Source organism: Streptomyces sp. NPDC060209, assembly GCF_042728155.1.
Lineage (GTDB): Bacteria > Actinomycetota > Actinomycetes > Streptomycetales > Streptomycetaceae > Streptomyces.
In genome coordinates this window covers 1-4,496 of the sequence record NZ_JBHWZS010000470.1, presented here as the reverse complement: position 1 = coordinate 4,496, position 4,496 = coordinate 1, and the positions used below count along the sequence as shown (strand labels likewise).

General features: G+C 67.1%; 5 protein-coding genes and 1 other RNA gene. 1 reads left to right on the top strand and 5 read right to left on the bottom strand.

The window, feature by feature from the left end; translation table 11 throughout:
• Window positions 1–13: 13 nt before the first annotated feature.
• From ssrA to ftsE, 5 genes are all read right to left on the bottom strand, one after another.
• Window positions 14–401: a transfer-messenger RNA gene (ssrA, locus tag ACFWFI_RS41225) on the bottom strand.
• A 144-nt stretch (window positions 402–545) separates the two neighbouring features.
• On the bottom strand, window positions 546–1,034 hold the full coding sequence (smpB, locus tag ACFWFI_RS41220) for an SsrA-binding protein SmpB (RefSeq protein WP_387400862.1): 489 nt from the start codon (window positions 1,032–1,034) through the stop codon (window positions 546–548).
• 18 nt (window positions 1,035–1,052) lie between these two features.
• Window positions 1,053–2,240: a S41 family peptidase gene (locus ACFWFI_RS41215; protein ID WP_387400860.1), complete on the bottom strand. Its 1,188-nt coding sequence runs from the start codon at window positions 2,238–2,240 to the stop codon at window positions 1,053–1,055.
• Between the two features lie 68 nt (window positions 2,241–2,308).
• Complete coding sequence (gene ftsX, locus ACFWFI_RS41210) at window positions 2,309–3,229, bottom strand: permease-like cell division protein FtsX (protein ID WP_103760449.1); 921 nt, start codon at window positions 3,227–3,229, stop codon at window positions 2,309–2,311.
• 35 nt (window positions 3,230–3,264) lie between these two features.
• On the bottom strand, window positions 3,265–3,954 hold the full coding sequence (gene ftsE, locus ACFWFI_RS41205; RefSeq protein ID WP_031100680.1) for a cell division ATP-binding protein FtsE: 690 nt from the start codon (window positions 3,952–3,954) through the stop codon (window positions 3,265–3,267).
• A 259-nt stretch (window positions 3,955–4,213) separates the two neighbouring features.
• On the opposite strand from ftsE, the gene ACFWFI_RS41200 reads away from it, so the two are divergent.
• A complete protein-coding gene (locus ACFWFI_RS41200) occupies window positions 4,214–4,405 on the top strand; it encodes a hypothetical protein (RefSeq protein ID WP_014155959.1) in 192 nt (63 codons plus the stop codon).
• Window positions 4,406–4,496: the final 91 nt, after the last annotated feature.

The following is a 4,496-nucleotide window of genomic DNA, read 5'->3' as shown; positions in this document are numbered from 1 at the left end:
GGTTTACATGGGGTGGTGGAGATGGCGGGAATCGAACCCGCGTCCAACGGTGCGGAACCAGGGCTTCTCCGAGTGCAGTTCGCTGCGCTTTTCTCGGCCCCGGAGGTCACGCGAACAAGCCTCCGACAGGCCCAGTCACTGTTTGATTTCCTTCTAGGCCCCGTGACCGGGCTTAGAAGTTTAGATCCCTAATTGATGCCAGGATCCGGGTCGGGACCACCCCCGGGCTGACACTCCGCAGAGTCTTCGCTTAGCTGCTAATTAGGCAGCGAGGGCGAAGGCGGAGGAATCGCGCTTGGAATTGGCGATTATTGGTTGCGACATATGGTTAACGAGATCATTGCCGCTTCCTCGACTCGCTTCCCCTGCTTCGACATCCGCTGTCGAAACCGATCATCCCCATGTTGATTTTTCAATGCGCGCACCTTCTGTGAGGTGCACGGCCCATCGTACGTGACCAACGCACGCGGATGCCACCGTATTCCGGCGGCTCCGGGGCGCGGGCCCCGGGCCGGGTGGCGGCCACTCGCCGTACCGGCTCCCGGCTACGCGCTGCGCTGGCGTCGGCGGGCCGCCGAGATCGCGCGGTTCGTCTCCCGCGTGTCCTGCTTCTCGCGCAGTGTCTGGCGCTTGTCGAACTCCTTCTTGCCCTTCGCGAGCGCGATCTCGACCTTGACTCGGCTGTCCTTGAAGTACAGCGCGAGCGGCACGATCGTGTGGCCCGTCTCCTGCGACTTGGACTGGAGCTTGTCGATCTCGGCCCGGTGCAGGAGCAGCTTGCGCTTGCGCTTGGCCGAGTGGTTGGTCCAGGTGCCCTGCACGTACTCCGGGACGTGGATGTTGTGCAGCCACGCCTCTCCGTTGTCGATCTGGACGAAGCCGTCGACCAGCGACGCCCTGCCCATCCGCAGCGACTTGACCTCCGTACCCATCAGCACGAGACCGCACTCATAGGTGTCGAGGACGTGGTAGTCGTGCCGCGCCTTCTTGTTCTGGGCGATCATCTTGCGCCCGGTGTCTTTTTCCTTGGCCATAGTGCGGTCATTTTCGCACTAAGACCCACCCCCGAGGCCACTCAATACTGTTTCGCCCTGCTGCTGGGCCTCCGGGCCCGCCCCGACGTCGGGTGTGATGCCGCTCCCCTCGACGCTGCGGCCCGCCGGAGTGCGGTAGTGCCCCACGGTCAGCTCGGCCACCGAGCCGCCCGGGAGCTTGCTGGGCATCTGCACGGATCCCTTGCCGAAGGTGCGCGATCCGACGGTGACCGCCCGCCCCCGGTCCTGCAGCGCGCCCGTCAGCAGTTCGGCGGCGCTCATCGTGCCGCCGTCCACCAGGACGACCACGGGCCGGTCGGTGTCCCCGCCGGGCTCGGCGTACAGGGCACGCTGCTCGCCGTGCACGTCATAGGTGGCGACGAGCCCACCGTCCAGGAAGGCGGAGGAAGCGGTGACGGCCTCGCTGACCAGTCCACCCGCGTTGGCCCGGAGGTCCAGGAGGATCCCGGCGTCCCCGGGCGCCCCGTCCACGGCGTCGCGGACCGCGGTGCCCGCGCCCTTGGTGAACGCGGCGACCTTGATCAGCACGGCGGAGGAAGGGCCCTGGCCGAGCCGCCGGACGCTCACCGGATCCGTGCTGAGCCGGGCCCTGCGCAGGGTGGTGGTCCAGGAGTGCCCGCCACGGCTCAGCCCGAGGACCACGGAGGACCCCTCGGCCGCCTTCGTCCGGTCCCCTCGCAGCAGTGCGACCACGTCGGCGACGGGACGCTTCTCGACCGGACGGCCGTCCACGGTGCGGAGCAGGTCGCCCTTGCGTACGCCGGCCCGGTCGGCCGGTCCGCCGGGCTGGACCCCGGTCACGGCGACCTCGCCGCGGGCCGAACGGCGGGCGGAGATCCCCACCCCGGTGTACGAGCCGTCGAGGGCCTGCTCGAACTCCTCGTACTCCCGCTCGTCGTACACCGCGCCCCAGCGGTCCCCGCTGCGGCTGACGACCTCTTCGGCGGCGTCCGTGCCGGACTTCCCGTCGGCCTCGGCGTCGGCGACCGCGTCCGCGATCTCCTCGCGGTCCACGGAGCCGACGGTGGAGGACACCGATCGTGTCCTTATCTCCGTGCCCGCGTCGTCCTCACGGGGCAGGGACCCGGTGGCCGCGGCGGTGGCCAGCACGCTCGCGAACACCAACGTCAGGGCCGCCCCGCGGTAGATCCCGCGGGGTTTCAAATGGTACGTATGGCCCGGCATGTGGCTGAGTGTAGGACAACGCCCCGTCCGCAAACGGCTCGTTGGCCGCATGCGGGACGGGGCGCTCGTCACACCTTGAGGTACTTGCGCAACGCGAAGAGAGCGGCAACCGCGGGCATCAGCAACCCGATCGCGAGGACCAGGGGGAGCTTGGTGAGCACCGCTTCCCAGCCGATGAAGTCGATCAGATTCAGCTTCTCCTGGAGCGCGAGACCGCCGTCGATCAGGAAATACCTCGCGGCTATCAGGATCACGCAGGCGAGCAGCCCACCGATCAGACCGGCGAACGCGGCCTCCATGATGAACGGCATCTGGATGTAGAAGCCCGAGGCCCCCACCAGCCGCATGATGCCCGTCTCCCGTCTCCGGCTGAACGCCGAGACTCGGACGGTGTTGACGATGAGCATCAGCGCAATGACCAGCATCAGCCCCATCAGGAAGATCGCGGCCACATTCATGCCGTTCATCAGCCCGAAGAGGTTGTCCAGGATGCTCCGCTGGTCCTGGACGGACTGCACCCCGTCACGGCCCGCGAAGGCCGTCGCGACCACCTTGTACTTCTGCGGGTCCTTCAGCTTGACCCGGAACGACTCCTGCATCTGGTCCGGCGTGATGTTGCCGGCCATCGGCGAGTCGCCGAACTGCTCCTGGTAGTGCTTGTACGCCTGGTCGACCGTCTCGAAGAGGACCGGCTTCTCCACGGCCTCCATCTTCTCGAGGTCCGCCTTGATCTCCTTCTTCTGCTCCGCCGTGACCGCGCCCTTGGCGCACTTGGGCACGTCCTTGGCGTCGTTCTTGTTGCAGAGGAAGATCGAGACGTTGACCTTGTCGTACCAGTAGGTCTTCATCGAGCTGACCTGCTCGCGCATCAACAGCGCACCGCCGAACAGGGCGAGCGAGAGGGCGACGGAGACCACGACCGCGAAGGTCATCGTGAGGTTACGACGAAGACCGACGCCGATCTCCGACAGGACGAACTGGGCGCGCATGGCGTCCTTTCAGTACTCGATGCTCGTGCAGAGGCTCAGTGCTGGTAGCCGTAGACGCCACGCGCCTGGTCACGTACGAGACGGCCCTGCTCGAGCTCGATGACGCGCTTGCGCATCTGGTCGACGATGTTCTGGTCGTGGGTCGCCATGATCACGGTGGTGCCGGTCCGGTTGATCCGGTCCAGCAGCTTCATGATGCCCACGGAGGTCTGCGGGTCGAGGTTGCCGGTCGGCTCGTCCGCGATCAGCAGCATGGGGCGGTTGACGAACGCCCGCGCGATCGCGACACGTTGCTGCTCACCACCGGAGAGCTGACCGGGCATACGGTCCTCCTTGCCCCCGAGACCCACGAGGTCGAGAACCTGCGGCACGGCCTTGCGGATCTCGCCGCGGGGCTTGCCGATGACCTCCTGCGCGAAGGCCACGTTCTCGGCGACGGTCTTGTTGGGGAGGAGCCGGAAGTCCTGGAAGACCGTGCCCAGCTGGCGGCGCATCTGCGGCACCTTCCAGTTGGACAGCCGCGCGAGGTCCTTGCCGAGCACGTGGACCATGCCCTGACTGGCGCGCTCCTCCCGGAGGATGAGCCGCATGAAGGTGGACTTGCCGGAGCCGGATGAGCCCACCAGGAAGACGAACTCACCCTTCTCGATGTCGAGTGAGACGTCCCGGAGAGCTGGACGGCTCTGCTTCGGGTAGGTCTTGGAGACGTTGTCGAATCGGATCACGGATGCACCACGGTCGGCCGGGGGTAGGTGAGCGTGACCATACGCGACGCGGGTGAGCGCGTGCAGTCGGCGTCCGGCAATGAGTGTTTTGTGACGGAAAGCGGCATGGAACGAAACGGGGCGTGCCGGACCTTGCCCGGTGGGCCGCGCCGAAATCGGCCCGAGCTGGCACAGTGGTAGGGGGAACGGTTGCGTTTCCCGGAGCGTTGTGCGGAGAGAACGTGAAAGCGGCTCCCGCCGCGCGGGAGGAGGACTGCGCATGACCTATGACCGACTGGTGTGCGCGAACTGCGCGGCACCCGTGAACGAGGGCCGTTGCCGTGTCTGCCGGGCGAGCCGGGAGCGGATGCAGGAGCAGGGACCGTTCGCGGGGCTCAATCCGGCGATGCTCGTGGCGCTGATGGTGATCCTGGTGGCCGCTCTCGCACTGCTGGCGCACCAGGCCATCTGAGCCGGAGACCGCATACCGCCGTCCGGCCCGATGTGCCCGAAGGGCACACACGCCGTCCGGCGGCGCCGAGACATGGGCGTACGGCCGCAGG

Excerpts from the sequence above, each read along its gene's own strand:
- ftsX (WP_103760449.1), bottom strand. The coding sequence starts at position 3,229 with ATGCGCGCCCAGTTCGTCCTGTCGGAGATCGGCGTCGGTCTTCGTCGT.
- smpB (WP_387400862.1), bottom strand. The coding sequence starts at position 1,034 with ATGGCCAAGGAAAAAGACACCGGGCGCAAGATGATCGCCCAGAACAAG.
- ACFWFI_RS41200 (WP_014155959.1), top strand. The coding sequence starts at position 4,214 with ATGACCTATGACCGACTGGTGTGCGCGAACTGCGCGGCACCCGTGAAC.
- ACFWFI_RS41215 (WP_387400860.1), bottom strand. The coding sequence starts at position 2,240 with ATGCCGGGCCATACGTACCATTTGAAACCCCGCGGGATCTACCGCGGG.